The sequence below is a fragment of the Paraburkholderia sp. EG287B genome, from assembly GCF_040965595.1.
Lineage (GTDB): Bacteria > Pseudomonadota > Gammaproteobacteria > Burkholderiales > Burkholderiaceae > Paraburkholderia.
Genome location: NZ_JBFRCG010000009.1, coordinates 150,347 through 165,698 on the forward strand (window position 1 = coordinate 150,347; position 15,352 = coordinate 165,698).

The following is a 15,352-nucleotide window of genomic DNA, read 5'->3' on the forward strand; positions in this document are numbered from 1 at the left end:
GTGAATACAGACTCAACCGTCGATCAACAATCCGTCGAAGAACGGGATGTCATGTCGAAGATCGCGCGCCGCCTCATGCCGATCCTCGTCGTGATGTTTCTGATCTCGTTCATCGACCGCCAAAACGTCGGCTTCGCGAAGCTGCAGATGGTGCACAGCCTCAACATGACCGAAACGGCGTTCGGCCTTGCGTCGTCGCTGTTCTTCATCGGCTATCTGCTGTTCGAAGTGCCCAGCACGCTCGCGCTGCACCGCTTCGGCGCGCGCGTGTGGCTCGCGCGCATCATGCTCACCTGGGGCGTGATTACGGTGCTGATGGGCTTCACCACCTCGATGCAGGTGTTCTGCGGTCTGCGCCTCGCGCTGGGCGTGGCCGAAGCCGGCTTCTATCCCGGCGTGATTTACTACCTCACGCTGTGGTTTCCGCAAAGCTATCGCGCGCGCGTGCTCGGCATCTTCACGCTGGGCAGCGCGCTCGCCAATATGCTGGGCTCGCTCGTGGGCGGCTGGCTGCTGAGCCTCAATGGCGTATGGGGCCTCGCCGGCTGGCAGTGGGTGTTCATCGCCACGGGCCTGCCCGCCGTGCTGGTCGGCATCGCCGTGTTCAGGCTGCTGCCGGCGTCGTACCAGGAAGCGCGCTTTCTGAACGAGCGCGAAAAGCAGATCGTGGCGGCCGCGCACGAGCGCGAGAAGCCTGTGCACGCCGAACACGCGCAGCCCTGGAAGGCGCTGCTCGATCCGCGCGTGATGCTGTTCGCGGCGACCTACATGCTGATGTCAACATCGCTCTACGGCGTGACTTACTGGCTGCCCACGCTGGTGAAGTCGTTCGGCGTGTCGAGCAGCATGAACGGGCTGTTGAGCATGCTGCCGTGGGCGCTGGCGGTGCTGCTGCTGCTGTGGCTGCCGTCGAAGCTGCGCCGCGCGAAAAGCATTCTGCGCGCGATGGCGATCGTCGCGGCGCTCGGCACGCTGGGCTTCCTGCTGAGTCTCCTGCTGCCTTCCACGCCGCTGCGCTTCATCGCGCTCGTGTTCGGCGGCGCGTGCATTCCGCTGCTGTACCCGTGCTTCTGGTCGATGCCGCCGCGCTACTTCACCGGCGCGCGGGCGGCGGCGAGCGTCGCGGCGATCAACTCGATCGGCAATCTCGGCGGCTTCTTTGGCCAGAACCTCATGCCGCTGGCGGGCAAGCTCACGGGTACCGCGTTCGGGCCGATGATCGTGCCGATCGTGTGCCTCGCAGTGCTCGGTCTCGGCGTCGTGGTGGCGTGGGGACGTTCCGGACGCGCCATCGAGGGCGTGCCGGCTTGACCCGGGCCGCTCGTCGCGTTCATGGGGCCAGAAAGGGATCGCGATTGTATTTCTGGCGGTAACAGTGAATTCAGTCTATGGACATAGACTTTCGATAGGGCGACCCTAAAATCCACACTCATGTGAGCGTATTGCGACGCTCGATCGTGAGAGGGATTCATGGAGCAGATCATCAAGGGGGCCGTCAGGCTTGCGGGCGTGGCAAGCCGGTCCTCGCACAAGCTCGCCGTATCGCTTGCCGCCGCGTGCGCGGTGCTGGCGGGTTGCGCATCGGCCGGCGACGTCACCACGGCGGACAACTCGGGCACGTACGTCGTTTCGGCGTCCGCGACGGGCGGGCGACTCGCGTGGGCGCGCGCCCACAAGCGCGCGGTGAGCGAGGCCACCGACTACTGCGAGAGCCGCGGCATGCAAACGAGCCTCGGCATGGAGCACACCGAAGGGCTCGAAGCGCTGCAGCAGCAGGCCTCCGTTATCCGCTTCGAGTGCCACCCCAAGCTTTGAGGCGTGCGCGCCTCAGCGAATCACGAACGTTTCCCTGCGAGCCCCGTACCACTTCGTGACGTCGGAGTGCGCGGTCAGTCTGGACGACTTCAGAATCGGGCTCGTCACGCGATACAGCCGGTCCGGGTCGGGCCCGTACATGTAGAGATAGCCATCGTTGCCGTCGATGTGAATTTCGGTTTCGCCGAGTTCGCCGGCATCCGCGCGCTTGATGGCGCCGGCCAGCCGCTGTTCGAGCGCATGAATCTGCGGGCGGTCTTTCGGGTAGTAGTCGAAATGGACCATCATGGCCGGCCCCGGCGGCTTCTGCGCCGGTTGCGCGGCGGCGCTGCCCGCGGCGAGTGCGAGGCCCAGCAACGTGGCGAGGGTTTTCCGGATTTTCGGCATGGATGGATGGCGTCCGCGAAAGAAGCTGCGATGTTCGCATATCGACGGGGCGGCTTGGAGCGGCAGCGCTCTTGCTAGAACGCAAAGCCTTTAAAACAAAATTGCCGTCCCCTACCTCGGCCTCAATCATTCGAACAACAGCACAAAACCTGAGGTCCCTCCCGCAACGTCCGGATGGAATATCGATTCAGTTCGCCATGCCTCTTGCCAGATTCCGGTGGACCCGAAAAACGCTACCCTGAGACTTTCAAGCCGCCGCTCGGCGCGCGTCTAGTTCGTTGCGGACGCAAGTCACTCTGGATTTCGGACGATACCTTCTTCCGCTTTGGAGCACGTTCCCGGAGTGACGCAGCACGCGCTTCGCCGAGCGCGATCATGGCGTCGGTGAGTTGCTCCATGTGCGCTTTCATTGTCTTGTTGTCGCCGGACTGCAAGGATATAAACGCGCCATCAAATCCAAGCATGCCGAAGTGCGCGAGTTCGTCGGCTACAGCTGACGCCAAGGCCTCACCCACTTCGCTGAATGCGTTGCGAATCATCTCGTGCATGTAGTTGCGGCCTTCGGTGCGCACTTCCACAACGATCTGCATGGCCTCGGGTTCGGCCGCCTCGTTGCTCATGACCATGACGAACAACAGGCGCAGGAAGTTTTCCCGGTGCTCGAACACCTCGCCCGTCTTTTTCAGGTACCAGCCGAGCCGTTCGCGCGGTGTTCCGCCTTGCGGTGGATTTTCGTGTGCTTCGCGCATGGCGGCGAAGAAGTCGCGCGCGCCTCTAGCCATCACTTCTGCGAGTAGTCCAGCCTTCGAGCCAAAGTGATGGTAGATCGCGCTCTTGGGGATGCCGGTCGCCTCGACCAGCGCGGACATTGACGTGCCTGCGTAACCATAAGCCGACATCACGCGCGCCGCCGCGTCGAGGATTTCCTGACGCGATCGTTGGCCGCGCCGATTGCCAATCTGTTGTGCCTTTTCCATCCGCGAAGTATACGTCATCCTGTCTTGTACCGATCGGTACATTACTTGTTTTCCCTGGGGTGCGGTGTTTTGGACCTATCGGTACACTTCCGTCGTGGTCGCAACCGCCAGATTCGGGAACGGCAATCGGATGCCACGTCAGGATCGCATGGCGCCCAGAAAGCGCTTCACCGATGCGCCGGGCAGGCAGTCAGGAAAAATCGCGAAACGAGGAGAGGTAATGCATAGCGTATCGACGCTGGGATACATGGTTTTTGGAGTCAACGACCTGGCGGCATGGGAGGTGTTTGCCGTCAACGTACTTGGCTTGCAGGCAGGACGGCGAATGCCCGGCGAGTCACTTGGCCTGCGTATGGACGACTACGAACAGCGCATCTTGCTGGTGAAGAGCGACCTCGATGATTTCCTCGCCGCTGGCTGGGAATTCGAATCGGATGCGGAACTCGAGGCGTTCGTCGTTCAGACGCGCGCTCAGGGGGTCGACGTTGCCGAGGCGGACGCTGAAGTTGCCGAACAGCGTCGTGTCTCTCGTCTGTTTGTCTGTTGCGATCCGGACGGCATCCGCCACGAGTTCTACTGTGGTGCCTACAGGACCACATCCCGGGACACGTTCCGTTCGTCCGTGCTGCGCGGTGCATTTAGCACCGGACGCCTCGGTGCGGGGCACTTCGTCACCGTGCCCAGGCAGAGCGCACCGGCGAGGGCGTTTTGCGAGCGCGTATTGGGTCTGAAACTCAGCGACTCGATCAATGGCGATGCCGCGCCTGGCGTCAACCTCGATGTCGCCTTTTTCCACGCGCGTACCGGCCGGCATCATTCTCTGGCGATTGCTGATGTGCCGTTTCCGGTCCACAAACGTATCCATCACGTCATGGTCGAGTGTGTCGATCCCAACGATGTTGGCCTGGCCTACGATCGCTGCAAGCAGGCGGGAGTGCCCATCCTGATGGAGTTGGGCCATCACCCCAACGACCAGATGTTTTCCTTCTACATGATTTCGCCGTCCGGATTCGCCATCGAGTTTGGCGCGGGTGGCATCGTGGTGGACGATGCAACGTGGGAAGTCAAACGCTACGCAGAGCTTAGCGATTGGGGGCATAAGCTGAATCCGCCGCCGGGCCCGGAAGCCGCAATCACACAGTGAATCGTGTTTGATCGAGCAAACGACGCACAGATCTACCATCTTCGGAGCAAAAGAATGACCCTGACCGAATCCAGTACGAGCAAGTTCGTGACGATCAACGAACCGGGCCTCGAGAATTTCACGATCCATTTCAACGATGCCGGGGAAGGCCCCGCTGTCGCGATGCTGCATGGCGGCGGCCCCGGCGCCAGTGGCTGGAGCAACTACTACCGCAATATCGAAGCGCTGGTCGCAGCGGGATTTCGCGTTCTGCTGATCGACAGCCCCGGTTTCAACAAATCCGGCGAAATCGTCAGCGACGTGCCGCGCAACCTGATGAACGCGCGTGCCACGAAGGGCGTGCTGGATGCGCTGGGTATCGAGAAGGCGCATCTGGTCGGCAACTCGATGGGCGGCGCCTCGGCGCTGAGTTTCGCGCTCGAGTTTGCCGATCGCCTCGATCGCATGGTGCTCATGGGACCGGGGGCGCAAGGCCCGAGCATCCTCCAGCCGCAACCGGGCGAAGGCATCAAGCACATGTTCAAGCTGTACTCGCAGCCGGGTTACGCGAACTTCGAAGCCATGCTCGACGTGTTCGTCTACAACCCGGCAGCGATCACCGAAGAACTGCGTCGGGGGCGCTGGAACAATATCGAGTCGAACCTGAACCACCTGAAGAACTTCGTCGAAAGCTCGAAGCTTTGCCCGGTTACGACGTGGGACCTGTCCTCCCGTTTTGCGGAAATCGGCCACAAAACGCTGATTACGTGGGGACGAGACGACCGGTTCGTGCCGATCGATCATGGCCTGCGCATGATCAGCACGTTGCAGGATGCACGGCTCCATATCTTCCCGAAGTGCGGCCACTGGGCACAGTGGGAACACGCTGAGGAATTCAACCGGCTCGTCATCGACTTCCTGAAGCACTAACGGCTAACGACGGCTGCGACGGCGCGCAGCGAGAATTCGCAATGCCGTCTCCGTGAAACAACAACGGAGACGCACAAGCAATGTAATACGCACTACGAATCGAACAGCCGGCTTTCGCATTCCACAAAACCCATTGGAGTCACCCCATGTCAGAACACTTCGACGCGGACGTTGCCATCGTCGGCTACGGTCCTTCTGGTGTCATTGCCGCGCTTACGCTCGCGAAATATGGCATTCCCTGCGTTGCGTTCGAACGGCATCGCGACATCTATCCGCGTGCCCGCGCTGTCACCGTGAATGACTGGACGATGCGGATTTTCCAGAATCTCGGCGTTGACGAGCCGGTTCTGAAATGCATCGATCCCCAACGCGCCTTGCGCTGGATGCGCTACGACGGTACGGAGATCATGCGCGTCGAGCATCCGCCTTCGACGCTGGGCATCAAGCCGCGCTTCTTCAATATATACCAGCCGACCATGGAAGCTGCGCTGCGCGAGTCCGCAGCGCAGCATGGCGAATTGATCGATGTCCGCTACGGTTTCGAAGTGGCATCGCTGGAGCAGGACGAGACCGGCGTCACGGTCACTGCGAAGGATATCGATACCGGCGCATTGACAAGCACGCGCGTGCGTTATGTGATCGGCTGCGACGGCGGTAGCAGCGCCACGCGCGGCATGATCGGAGCAAAGCTCGAGGGCGATACGCTCGACGTGATGTGGATCGTGATCGACTGCCGTGCGAAACGTTGGTGGCCGGACCGGAACCTGTTGACCTTCTGGTCCGACAAGGAACGGCCGGTGGTGGACATCGCGCTCTCGGGCGGTAATCACCGTTGGGAGCTGCCGCTCAAGCCCGGCGAGACCGAGGCCGACTTCGCCACGAACGCCCAGATCTGGCCGCTGCTCGAGGCGCTGGGGGTGACGCAGGACGACGTCGAGATTCACCAGCATGCGTTCTATCGCCACCACACCCGCATGGCTGACAAGTGGCGTGAAGGCCGTGTCTTCCTGGCTGGCGATGCCGCACACCTCATGCCGCCCTGGGCTGGCGCAGGCATGCAGACGGGGATGCGCGATGCATTCGATCTCGGCTGGAAGCTCGCGGGCGTCCTCAATGCAACCTTGCCCGAGCATTTCCTCGCCACCTACGAAACCGAACGTCGGCCGAACGCCACTTTCTACACCCAGCTTGCCGTTCAGCTTGGCCGTGTCATCAAGCAGGAGCTCTCGGAGGAGGAGCAGGCCGCACTCGATGCAGCGCATCGCGATGCCGTTCAGGAGCCGCCGCTGATCGCACCGCCGGTGCTCGCCGCCGGATGGCTGCGTGGCCCGCTCGCCGACGACAGCATCGTGGGCCGGATGGTGCCGCAGCCGGTGGTCGGAGACATTCGCGGGGTGATGGGGCGCCTGGACGATTTACTCGGTGACGGTTTCGTGTTGCTCGGCGACGACGTGGACCCGGCGACGCTGCTCACCGCTGCGGAAAAGGACGCCTGGGACAGTCTCGGCGCACGGTACTTCGCCGTACGCCAGCAAGACCAGCACACTCAGGGTAACGACGAGTTGATCGACCTGGACGGCGTATTGCGTCCGTGGTTGCGCAAGTATGGTGCGCGCGTCGTGGCGTTGCGGCCTGACCGGTTCGTCGCTGCCGCCGACGTGACCGGTCTTGCCGTGCCCGCCTGAGCCGCCACGGTACGGAGCATCGGTTGCCGCAATGGATGTGCGGGCAACCGATGCCACCCAAAAAGAGCGGGTGGCTGCAGAGCTACCCGGAAAACACGAGATGAGCAGGAGCTGAGGATGCCTGATATCAATGTGATCGATGCGCTTGCGAGGCGACTGCGCAACGCCGAAGCCTCGCGCAACGTGATCGAGCCGGTGCGCGGCGAGATCGCGCTGGACGATATCGCCACCGCCTACGCCGTGCAGCAAGCAAACGTCGATCTGCGCGTGGCGACCGGCGAGCGCATCGTGGGCCGCAAGATCGGTCTCACGTCGCTCGCGGTGCAAAAGCAGCTCGGCGTCGATCAGCCTGACTTCGGCGCGCTGTTCGCGTCGATGGCTTACGGCGATGCGCAAGCGATTCCGCTCTCGCAGCTGATCCAGCCGAAGGTGGAAGCGGAAATCGCGCTCGTGCTGGAGCACGACCTCACGTTCGAGAAGCACACCTTCGTCGATATCCTGCGCGCCAGCGCGTATGCGCTCGCGGCCATCGAGGTGGTGGACAGCCGCATCCAGAACTGGGACATCCGCTTCGTCGATACGGTGGCCGACAACGCGTCGAGCGCGCGCTTCGTGGTGGGCAGCCGCCCGGTGCCGCTCTCGCAGATCGACCTGACCGCCTGCGCCATGGAGCTTTCGCGCGACGGCGAAGTGCTCTCGCGCGGCAACGGCGCCGCCTGCCTCGGCAATCCGCTCAATGCGGCCGTGTGGCTCGCCGACCGCATGGTCCAGCTCGGCACGCCGCTGCGTGCGGGCGACGTGGTGCTCACGGGCGCACTCGGGCCCATGGTCGCCGTGAAGGAACCCGGCACGTACACCGCGCAGATCGAAGGCCTCGGCAGCGTTCGCGCGACTTTCTCCGCCTGATACAGGAATTCATATGGCTTCCGAAAAACTCAAGGCCGCGATCATCGGCTCCGGCAACATCGGCACGGATCTGATGATCAAGATCCTGCGCAACAGCAAGCATCTGCAGATGGCGGCGATGGTCGGCATCGACCCGAACTCCGATGGGCTCGCGCGCGCTGCGCGACTCGGCGTGGCGACCACGCACGAAGGCGTGGTGGGTCTCACGCGCCTGCCGGTGTTCAACGACATCGACTTCGTGTTCGACGCGACTTCCGCCGGCGCTCACGTGAAGAACGACGCGCTGCTGCGCACGTTCAAGCCGTCGATCCGCGTGATCGACCTCACGCCTGCCGCCATCGGCCCGTACTGCGTGCCGGTCGTGAACCTCGACGCGCATATCGACGCGCCCAACGTCAACATGGTGACGTGCGGCGGCCAGGCCACGATTCCGATGGTTGCGGCCGTGTCGCGCGTCGCGAAGGTCCACTACGCGGAAATTGTCGCGTCGATCAGCAGCAAGTCGGCGGGCCCCGGCACGCGCGCCAACATCGACGAATTCACCGAGACGACCTCGAAGGCGATCGAGGTGGTGGGCGGCGCCGCAAAGGGCAAGGCCATCATCGTGCTGAATCCGGCCGAGCCGCCGGTCATGATGCGCGACACGGTCTATACGCTCTCCGAAATCGCCGACCGGGAGAAGGTCGAGCAGTCCATCGAAGAGATGGTCGCGAAGGTGCACGCCTACGTGCCGGGCTATCGCCTGAAGCAGAAGGTGCAGTTCGACGAGATTCCGGCCAGCGCGCCGTTGAATATTCCGGGCCTCGGCAGGTTCAGCGGCCTGAAGACCTCGGTGTTCCTCGAAGTGGAAGGCGCCGCGCATTATCTGCCCGCTTACGCAGGCAATCTCGACATCATGACTTCCGCCGCGCTCGCCACCGCCGAACGCATGGCGCAGACGCTTCTGAGCGTGGAGGGATAACACCATGAGCAAGAAACTCTATATCTCCGACGTGACGCTGCGCGACGGCAGCCACGCCATTCGCCATCAGTATTCGATCCAGAACGTGCAGGACATCGCCCGCGCGCTGGATAAGGCGAAGGTCGACAGCATCGAAGTCGCGCATGGCGACGGCCTGCAGGGTTCGAGCTTCAACTATGGCTTCGGCGCGCACAGCGACCTCGAATGGATCGAGGCGGTGGCCGACGTGGTCACGCACGCGCAGATCGCCACGCTGCTGCTGCCCGGCATCGGCACGATTCACGACCTGAAGGCCGCATACCACGCCGGCGCGCGCGTGGTGCGCGTCGCCACCCACTGCACGGAAGCCGACATTTCGAAGCAGCACATCGAATACGCGCGCGAACTCGGCATGGACACCGTGGGCTTCCTGATGATGAGCCACATGACCACGCCGGAAAACCTCGCCATCGAAGCGAAGAAGATGGAAAGCTACGGCGCGACCTGCATTTACGTGGTCGATTCGGGCGGCGCGCTCACGATGAACGACGTGCGCGACCGCTTCCGCGCAGTGAAAGCCGTGCTCAAGCCCGAAACGCAGACGGGCATGCACGCGCACCACAACCTCTCGCTGGGTGTGGCGAACTCGATCGTGGCGGTGGAAGAAGGCTGCGACCGCGTCGATGCCTCGCTTGCGGGCATGGGTGCGGGTGCCGGCAACGCACCGCTCGAAGTGTTCATCGGCGCGGCGGAACGCATGGGGTGGAACCACGGCACCGACCTCTACACGCTGATGGACGCCGCCGACGACATCGTGCGCCCGCTGCAGGACCGCCCGGTACGCGTGGACCGCGAAACGCTCGCGCTCGGCTATGCGGGGGTGTATTCGAGCTTCCTGCGCCACTCGGAAGTGGCCGCGAAGAAGTACGACCTGAAGACGGTGGATATCCTCGTCGAACTGGGCAAGCGCCGGATGGTGGGCGGCCAGGAAGACATGATCGTTGACGTGGCGCTCGATCTGAAAGGTAGATTGGCTCAGCCTTGATTCGGTCGGTGAAACCTCGCGCGTGAGTCGGGTGGTTGTCAGCAGGAATTGTGAGCTTATTAGAATACGATTGGAGACTTGAATGCGGAAATGTTCCATTGCCATCATGTTGGCAGTCCTGCCTGTTGAAGGGGCTTTTGCACAAAGCAACGTCACCATGTACGGCTTGATCGATGGTGGCATCTCGTACGTGTCGAACCAGGGCGGGCACTCCGTCACCAAATTCGATGACGGGATTTTCAACCCCAACCTCTTCGGGATCACGGGCGCCGAAGATCTGGGTGGCGGTACGAAAGTGATCTTCAAGCTGGAAAACCAGTTTCAGCTCGGGACGGGTGCGATGCTGCAGCAAGGTCTGTTCGGCCGGAATGCCTGGGTCGGGCTCGACAACGCGCACCTCGGCAAGCTGACTCTCGGTAACGTCTACGATTTCATGTACACGTCGCTGACAGAGGCAGGGAATGCGCCGCCCGTATTCTCCGGTGGACTGTATAACTTTGCCGCTGGCCCGTTCCAGAAGCTCGGTATTCCCCAAAACCCCACGGGCTGGTTCGATTGGAGCAGAACCAGTGGCATTCCCACTTCGAACTCCATCAAATACGAGTCGCCCATATTCGCCGGCGTGTCGGTTGGCGCACTCTACTCGCCGGGTGGTGTTGCAGGTTCGTTCGGATCCAACTCCGCGATGAGCTTTGGCCTCAACTACGCGAATGGACCGTTTGGCGTCGGAGCGGCGTACACACAGAAGAAGTATCCGGGGTCGGCCAGTGGTTCGCCGCAAATCCCGGTCTGGAACTGGGGCGTCGGCGCTCACTACGCTTTCGGCCCGGTCTACACCGCTGCGGATTTCGTGACCGTGCGCAATTCGTTCACGGGTGCCGGGGCCTACGCGGGGCAGGTCGCCGCGAACTGGCAGATCACGCCCGCCTGGTCTTTCGGGGCGAGCTACATGTACATGAAGGGCAACGATGTTCTCGACAACAACCATGCCAACCAGCTTGGCGCAACGCTGAACTACTCGTTGTCGAAGCGAACGATGGTGTACGCCGAAGGCGTCTACCAGCGTGCGAACTCGGGCGCCCAGGCAGCCATCAACGGCATCATGGACCCGACTGGTTCCTCGAGCAGCGCCTCTCAGGCGATTGCCCGAGTCGGCCTCCGTACCACTTTTTAATTCGGCCGGGCCGTTTGATACGTGCCCGCTTCCCGAATCAGTTTCAAACAGTTGGCGTACGGACCATATTTTCCGTCACAACGATACGCACCGAGTAGAGGAAGACAACATGCAGTTCCATCTTAACGGTTTCCGCGCTGGCGACCCGACGATCGAACCGGCCGCCGAAGGCGCCCCTCACAGCCTTGCACCCGACGCTGTCGACGTGCTGATTGTCGGTAGCGGCCCCGCGGGACTCGTGCTCGCGGCGCAGCTTTCGCAATTCCCGACGATCAAAACGCGCGTGGTCGAGCGCCGCAACGGGCCGTTGCAGATGGGGCAGGCAGACGGCGTGGCGTGTCGTACCGTCGAAATGTTTGAAGCGTTCGGGCTCAGCGATCGCCTGCTGCGCGAGGCCTACTGGGTCAACGAAACGGTGTTCTGGCGACCCGACGCGCTTGAACGGGGTGCGATCAAGCGGACTGGACGTGTGCAGGATACCGAAACCGGGTTGTCTGAGTTTCCGCACGTCATCGTCAATCAGGCGCGCATTCAGGACTATCTGCTCGATGTGATGCGGTGCTCCTCGCATCGACTCGAACCCGACTACGGGCTCGAAGTTGTCGATCTCGTGCGCGAAGACGAGGGCGACTATCCCGTGCGCGCCACGCTGCGCCGCACGGACGAAGCGCGAGAGGGCGAAACGGTCGTCATGCGCGCTCGCTACCTGGTGGGCTGCGACGGCGCGCGCAGCCGCGTGCGCGCTGCCATCGGGCAAACGCTGCGTGGCGACGCCGCCAATCATGCATGGGGCGTGATGGACGCGCTCGCCGTTACCGACTTTCCGGACATCCGGCTCAAAGCGGCCATTCAATCGGCGAGCGAAGGCAATCTGCTCATCATTCCGCGCGAGGGTGGCTATCTCGTGCGCTTTTATGTCGATCTCGGCGAGGTGACGCCGGAGAATCGCGATAGCATCAAGCAGACCTCGGTCGATCGCATCATCGAAACCGCGCAACGGATTCTGCAGCCCTACACGCTGGAGGTGAAGGAAGTCGCATGGTTCTCGGTGTACGAGGTGGGGCAGCGCCTGAGCGACCGCTTCGACGACGCCGTCGCCGCCGACGCAACGTCACGCGAGCCGCGAGTGTTCATCGCCGGCGACGCCTGTCACACGCATAGCGCGAAGGCCGGTCAGGGCATGAATGTGTCGATGCAGGACGGCTTCAATCTTGGCTGGAAGCTCGGCGCGGTACTCGAAGGGCGCAGCGCTGCGGATCTGCTGCGCACCTATTCCGCTGAGCGCCAGCCCATCGCGCAGGAACTGATCGATTTCGACAAGGAGTGGTCGACGATGATGGCCGCGCCGCCGAAGGACCCGAACCGGCCGGAAGCGGGAGGCGTCGATCCCGCCGAATTGCAGGCGTATTTCGTGCGCGCGGGCCGCTATACGGCGGGCGTCGCGACGCGCTACCGGCCCGGAACGCTCACGGGCGAGGCCACGCATCAAGCGCTCGCCAGCGGCTTCGTGATCGGCACGCGCTTTCACTCGGCACCCGTGGTTCGCCTCGCGGACGCGAAGCCTGTCCATCTCGGCCATGCCGCGCGCGCCGACGGCCGCTGGCGACTCTACGCGTTCGCGGACGCACAGGGGAAAGCGCTCGATGCGCTGTGCGAGCATCTGTTCTCGGCGCCCGATTCGGTGCTCCGGCTCGTGACCCCCGAGGGCGCCGATATCGACAGCGTGCTCGATCTGCGTGCCGTATTGCAGCAGCCACATCGCGAAGTGCGCATGGAGTCGCTGCCCGATCTCCTGCGGCCGAAAAAGGGGCGCTACGGGCTCGTCGATTACGAGAAAGCATTTACGAGCGACACGTCGGCCGATATTTTCGACGCGCGCGGCATTGACCGCGGGCGTGGCGCGCTCGTGATCGTCCGTCCGGACCAATACGTCGCGCAGGTTTTGCCGCTGGACGCTTACGCGGAACTGCATGCCTTTTTCCGGCCGATAATCCGCATGCAGTGAACCTTCATGACATCGCAAACTGGTCGAGATCGCCATGGGCGTTGCTGTGAAGCGCCGCCGTGCGCTCACAACAGCGGCAGCGTGAGCCGGATGTGCTCGGCAAACGCCGCCGTGAGGAGCGACGGCCGCTTGCGCCCGAACTTGATCGTGATGCCCACGGCCGGCAAGGGCGGCAGCGCGGGATCGCCATTGAGTATCGCCAGATCCGCCGGTACGGCCGTTTGCGTCATGACGGCGAAGGCCTGGCCCGAACGCACCAGCGCGGTGAGACCCGCGAGGCTGCTGCTCGCGTACGCGACGCGGTAGGCGCGACCCATGCGCTCCAACGCTTCGCAGGCCGCAATGTGGTCGAGCGTGTCCGGATCGGAGAGCGCGAGCGGCAACGGCGCGAAGTGCGCGGAGTCGAGTCCGGGCGAGCCGATCCAGACCAGCTGCTCGCGGCGAATGATCTCGTCGTGTGGGCCGCTTGCATTTGCAGACGCAGCGGCGGTCAAAGGCAGCGACACCATGGCGAGATCGACCGCACGCTTGTCGAGTTGTTCGAGAAGGCGCGGCGTCGGAACGCACACGACTTCCACGAGCGCATTCGGATGCTGGCCCGAAAACCGGCGCAGCAACGAGGGCAGGAACACAGCCGCATAGTCGTCCGGGCAGCCGAAGCGCAGGGTGCCCGACAAGCCCGTGCCGCACAGGTCGGCCATGGCCTCGTCGTGCAGGCGCAGAATGCGCTGGGCGTGCACCAGCAGGCGCTCGCCGGGGCTCGTCAGCGCAACGCCGCGGCCGGTGCGCTGAAACAGCGGCTGATCGACGATCTCCTCGAGCCGCTTGATCTGCTGGCTCAGCGCCGACTGGGTGCGGCCCACGCGTTCGGCCGCGCGGCTTAGCGAGCGCATCTCGGCGATAACGGCGAACGAACGCAGCAGATCGATTTCCAGCGGACGGCTCACGATATTAGCCTCTCTTCTAGCTCGCATAAGAACTATTCGATTCTATAAAACCAGAGCGGCGACTAGACTGCAAGGAAAACCCGCAAAACCCGCTACCCGACGAGGAGAAGCCCGTGTCCAGGAACGACGACGAACAGTTTTGGCGCAACGCGAGGCAGCACCTGATCCGCTATGGCGGCACGTTCGAGCCGATGATCATCGAACGCGCCCAGGGCAGCTTCGTCTACGACGCCGACGACCGCCCGATCCTCGACTTCACTTCGGGGCAGATGAGCGCCGTGCTCGGTCACAGCCACCCCGAGATCGTCTCGGTCATCAACGAATACGCGGGCAAACTGGATCACTTGTTCAGCGGCATGCTCTCGCGGCCCGTGGTCGAACTGGCCACGCGTCTCGCCGACGTCACGCCCGCAGGGCTCGACCGCGCGTTGCTGCTGAGCACGGGCGCGGAGTCGAACGAGGCCGCCATCCGCATGGCGAAGCTCGTCACGGGCAAATTCGAAATCGTGGGCTTTGCGCAGTCGTGGCACGGCATGACGGGCGGCGCGGCATCGGCCACCTATAGCGCAGGGCGCAAGGGCGTGGGTCCCGCCGCGGTGGGCTCGTATGCGATTCCCGCGCCGTTCACGTACCGGCCGCGCTTCGAGCGCAACGGGCAATACGATTACCTCGCGGAACTCGACTACGCGTTCGATCTCATCGACCGCCAGTCCAGCGGCAATCTCGCCGCCTTCATCGCGGAGCCGATCCTCAGTTCGGGCGGCATCATCGAACTGCCGCCCGGCTATATGGCGGCGCTCAAGCGCAAATGCGAAGAGCGCGACATGCTGCTGATTCTGGACGAGGCGCAAACGGGCGTTGGGCGCACCGGGATGATGTTCGCATGCGAGCACGACGGCGTGACGCCCGACATTCTCACGCTGTCGAAAACGCTCGGCGCCGGCCTGCCGCTCGCGGCCGTGGTCACGTCCGCACAGATCGAGGAAGCCGCGCACGAACGGGGCTTCCTGTTCTACACGACGCATGTGTCCGATCCGCTGCCTGCCGCGGTCGGCCTGCGGGTGCTGGACGTCGTGGAGCGCGACGGACTAGTTGCGCGCGCAAACATCATGGGCGAGCGCTTGCGGCGCGGGCTGCTCGACCTGATGGAGCGCTTCGAGTGCATCGGCGACATTCGCGGGCGCGGGCTGCTGCTCGGTCTCGAGATCGTCAAGGACCGCCGCACGAAGGAGCCCGCCGACGGCCTTGGCGCGAAGATCACGCGCGAGTGCATGAAGCTCGGGCTCAGCATGAACATCGTGCAGTTGCCGGGCATGGGCGGCGTGTTCCGCATCGCGCCGCCGCTGACCGTGAGCGAGCAGGAGATCGATCTCGGCGTGGAGTTGCTGGGGCAGGCGATCGAGCGCTCGCTCTGAGGA

General features: G+C 63.4%; 14 protein-coding genes. 11 read left to right on the plus strand and 3 right to left on the minus strand.

Translation table 11 applies throughout. The annotated features are described in order from the left end of the window. Together AB4Y40_RS17850 and AB4Y40_RS17855 are read left to right on the plus strand one after the other, a co-directional pair. Entirely contained in the window at positions 1-1,311 is a 1,311-nt protein-coding gene (locus AB4Y40_RS17850) for an MFS transporter (RefSeq protein WP_368688853.1), read from the plus strand. Between the two features lie 159 nt (positions 1,312-1,470). Continuing rightward, positions 1,471-1,815 (plus strand): hypothetical protein, encoded by a 345-nt coding sequence (locus tag AB4Y40_RS17855; protein WP_368688854.1) that lies wholly within the window; start codon positions 1,471-1,473, stop codon positions 1,813-1,815. A 12-nt stretch (positions 1,816-1,827) separates the two neighbouring features. Here AB4Y40_RS17855 and AB4Y40_RS17860 read toward each other — a convergent pair whose 3' ends face one another. Together AB4Y40_RS17860 and AB4Y40_RS17865 are read right to left on the minus strand one after the other, a co-directional pair. Further along, on the minus strand, positions 1,828-2,202 hold the full coding sequence (locus AB4Y40_RS17860; protein WP_368688855.1) for a hypothetical protein: 375 nt from the start codon (positions 2,200-2,202) through the stop codon (positions 1,828-1,830). Positions 2,203-2,435: 233 nt separating this feature from the next. After that, on the minus strand, positions 2,436-3,197 hold the full coding sequence (locus AB4Y40_RS17865) for a TetR/AcrR family transcriptional regulator (protein ID WP_368688856.1): 762 nt from the start codon (positions 3,195-3,197) through the stop codon (positions 2,436-2,438). A 130-nt stretch (positions 3,198-3,327) separates the two neighbouring features. Here AB4Y40_RS17865 and AB4Y40_RS17870 point away from each other — a divergent pair, with 130 nt between their 5' ends. From AB4Y40_RS17870 to AB4Y40_RS17905, 8 genes are all read left to right on the plus strand, one after another. Further along, positions 3,328-4,323, plus strand: a complete 996-nt coding sequence (locus AB4Y40_RS17870) for a VOC family protein (protein WP_368688857.1) — start codon at positions 3,328-3,330, stop codon at positions 4,321-4,323. Positions 4,324-4,377: 54 nt separating this feature from the next. After that, entirely contained in the window at positions 4,378-5,232 is an 855-nt protein-coding gene (bphD, locus tag AB4Y40_RS17875) for a 2-hydroxy-6-oxo-6-phenylhexa-2,4-dienoate hydrolase (protein ID WP_368688858.1), read from the plus strand. A 146-nt stretch (positions 5,233-5,378) separates the two neighbouring features. Continuing rightward, positions 5,379-6,917: a bifunctional 3-(3-hydroxy-phenyl)propionate/3-hydroxycinnamic acid hydroxylase gene (locus tag AB4Y40_RS17880; protein WP_368688859.1), complete on the plus strand. Its 1,539-nt coding sequence runs from the start codon at positions 5,379-5,381 to the stop codon at positions 6,915-6,917. Between the two features lie 117 nt (positions 6,918-7,034). Then, on the plus strand, positions 7,035-7,823 hold the full coding sequence (gene mhpD, locus AB4Y40_RS17885) for a 2-keto-4-pentenoate hydratase (protein WP_368688860.1): 789 nt from the start codon (positions 7,035-7,037) through the stop codon (positions 7,821-7,823). Between the two features lie 13 nt (positions 7,824-7,836). After that, positions 7,837-8,784 (plus strand): acetaldehyde dehydrogenase (acetylating), encoded by a 948-nt coding sequence (locus AB4Y40_RS17890; RefSeq protein ID WP_368688861.1) that lies wholly within the window; start codon positions 7,837-7,839, stop codon positions 8,782-8,784. A gap of 4 nt (positions 8,785-8,788) precedes the next feature. Next, the gene (dmpG, locus tag AB4Y40_RS17895) at positions 8,789-9,808 is read left to right on the plus strand and encodes a 4-hydroxy-2-oxovalerate aldolase (protein WP_368688862.1); all 1,020 of its coding nucleotides are present in this window, start codon (positions 8,789-8,791) and stop codon (positions 9,806-9,808) included. A gap of 82 nt (positions 9,809-9,890) precedes the next feature. Beyond that, positions 9,891-10,982, plus strand: a complete 1,092-nt coding sequence (locus tag AB4Y40_RS17900) for a porin (protein ID WP_368688863.1) — start codon at positions 9,891-9,893, stop codon at positions 10,980-10,982. 109 nt (positions 10,983-11,091) lie between these two features. Beyond that, on the plus strand, positions 11,092-12,987 hold the full coding sequence (locus AB4Y40_RS17905) for an FAD-binding monooxygenase (RefSeq protein ID WP_368688864.1): 1,896 nt from the start codon (positions 11,092-11,094) through the stop codon (positions 12,985-12,987). Between the two features lie 65 nt (positions 12,988-13,052). Here AB4Y40_RS17905 and AB4Y40_RS17910 read toward each other — a convergent pair whose 3' ends face one another. Next, positions 13,053-13,961, minus strand: a complete 909-nt coding sequence (locus AB4Y40_RS17910) for a LysR family transcriptional regulator (protein ID WP_368688865.1) — start codon at positions 13,959-13,961, stop codon at positions 13,053-13,055. A gap of 86 nt (positions 13,962-14,047) precedes the next feature. On the opposite strand from AB4Y40_RS17910, the gene AB4Y40_RS17915 reads away from it, so the two are divergent. After that, positions 14,048-15,349: an aspartate aminotransferase family protein gene (locus AB4Y40_RS17915; RefSeq protein WP_368688866.1), complete on the plus strand. Its 1,302-nt coding sequence runs from the start codon at positions 14,048-14,050 to the stop codon at positions 15,347-15,349. The last annotated feature ends 3 nt before the right edge of the window (positions 15,350-15,352 follow it).

Bases quoted from the DNA above. Each gene is read 5' to 3' on its own strand.
- AB4Y40_RS17855 (WP_368688854.1), top strand. From the start codon at position 1,471: ATGGAGCAGATCATCAAGGGGGCCGTCAGGCTTGCGGGCGTGGCAAGC.
- AB4Y40_RS17860 (WP_368688855.1), bottom strand. From the start codon at position 2,202: ATGCCGAAAATCCGGAAAACCCTCGCCACGTTGCTGGGCCTCGCACTC.
- AB4Y40_RS17865 (WP_368688856.1), bottom strand. From the start codon at position 3,197: ATGACGTATACTTCGCGGATGGAAAAGGCACAACAGATTGGCAATCGG.
- AB4Y40_RS17870 (WP_368688857.1), top strand. From the start codon at position 3,328: ATGGCGCCCAGAAAGCGCTTCACCGATGCGCCGGGCAGGCAGTCAGGA.
- bphD (WP_368688858.1), top strand. From the start codon at position 4,378: ATGACCCTGACCGAATCCAGTACGAGCAAGTTCGTGACGATCAACGAA.
- AB4Y40_RS17880 (WP_368688859.1), top strand. From the start codon at position 5,379: ATGTCAGAACACTTCGACGCGGACGTTGCCATCGTCGGCTACGGTCCT.
- mhpD (WP_368688860.1), top strand. From the start codon at position 7,035: ATGCCTGATATCAATGTGATCGATGCGCTTGCGAGGCGACTGCGCAAC.
- AB4Y40_RS17890 (WP_368688861.1), top strand. From the start codon at position 7,837: ATGGCTTCCGAAAAACTCAAGGCCGCGATCATCGGCTCCGGCAACATC.
- dmpG (WP_368688862.1), top strand. From the start codon at position 8,789: ATGAGCAAGAAACTCTATATCTCCGACGTGACGCTGCGCGACGGCAGC.
- AB4Y40_RS17900 (WP_368688863.1), top strand. From the start codon at position 9,891: ATGCGGAAATGTTCCATTGCCATCATGTTGGCAGTCCTGCCTGTTGAA.
- AB4Y40_RS17905 (WP_368688864.1), top strand. From the start codon at position 11,092: ATGCAGTTCCATCTTAACGGTTTCCGCGCTGGCGACCCGACGATCGAA.
- AB4Y40_RS17910 (WP_368688865.1), bottom strand. From the start codon at position 13,961: ATGCGAGCTAGAAGAGAGGCTAATATCGTGAGCCGTCCGCTGGAAATC.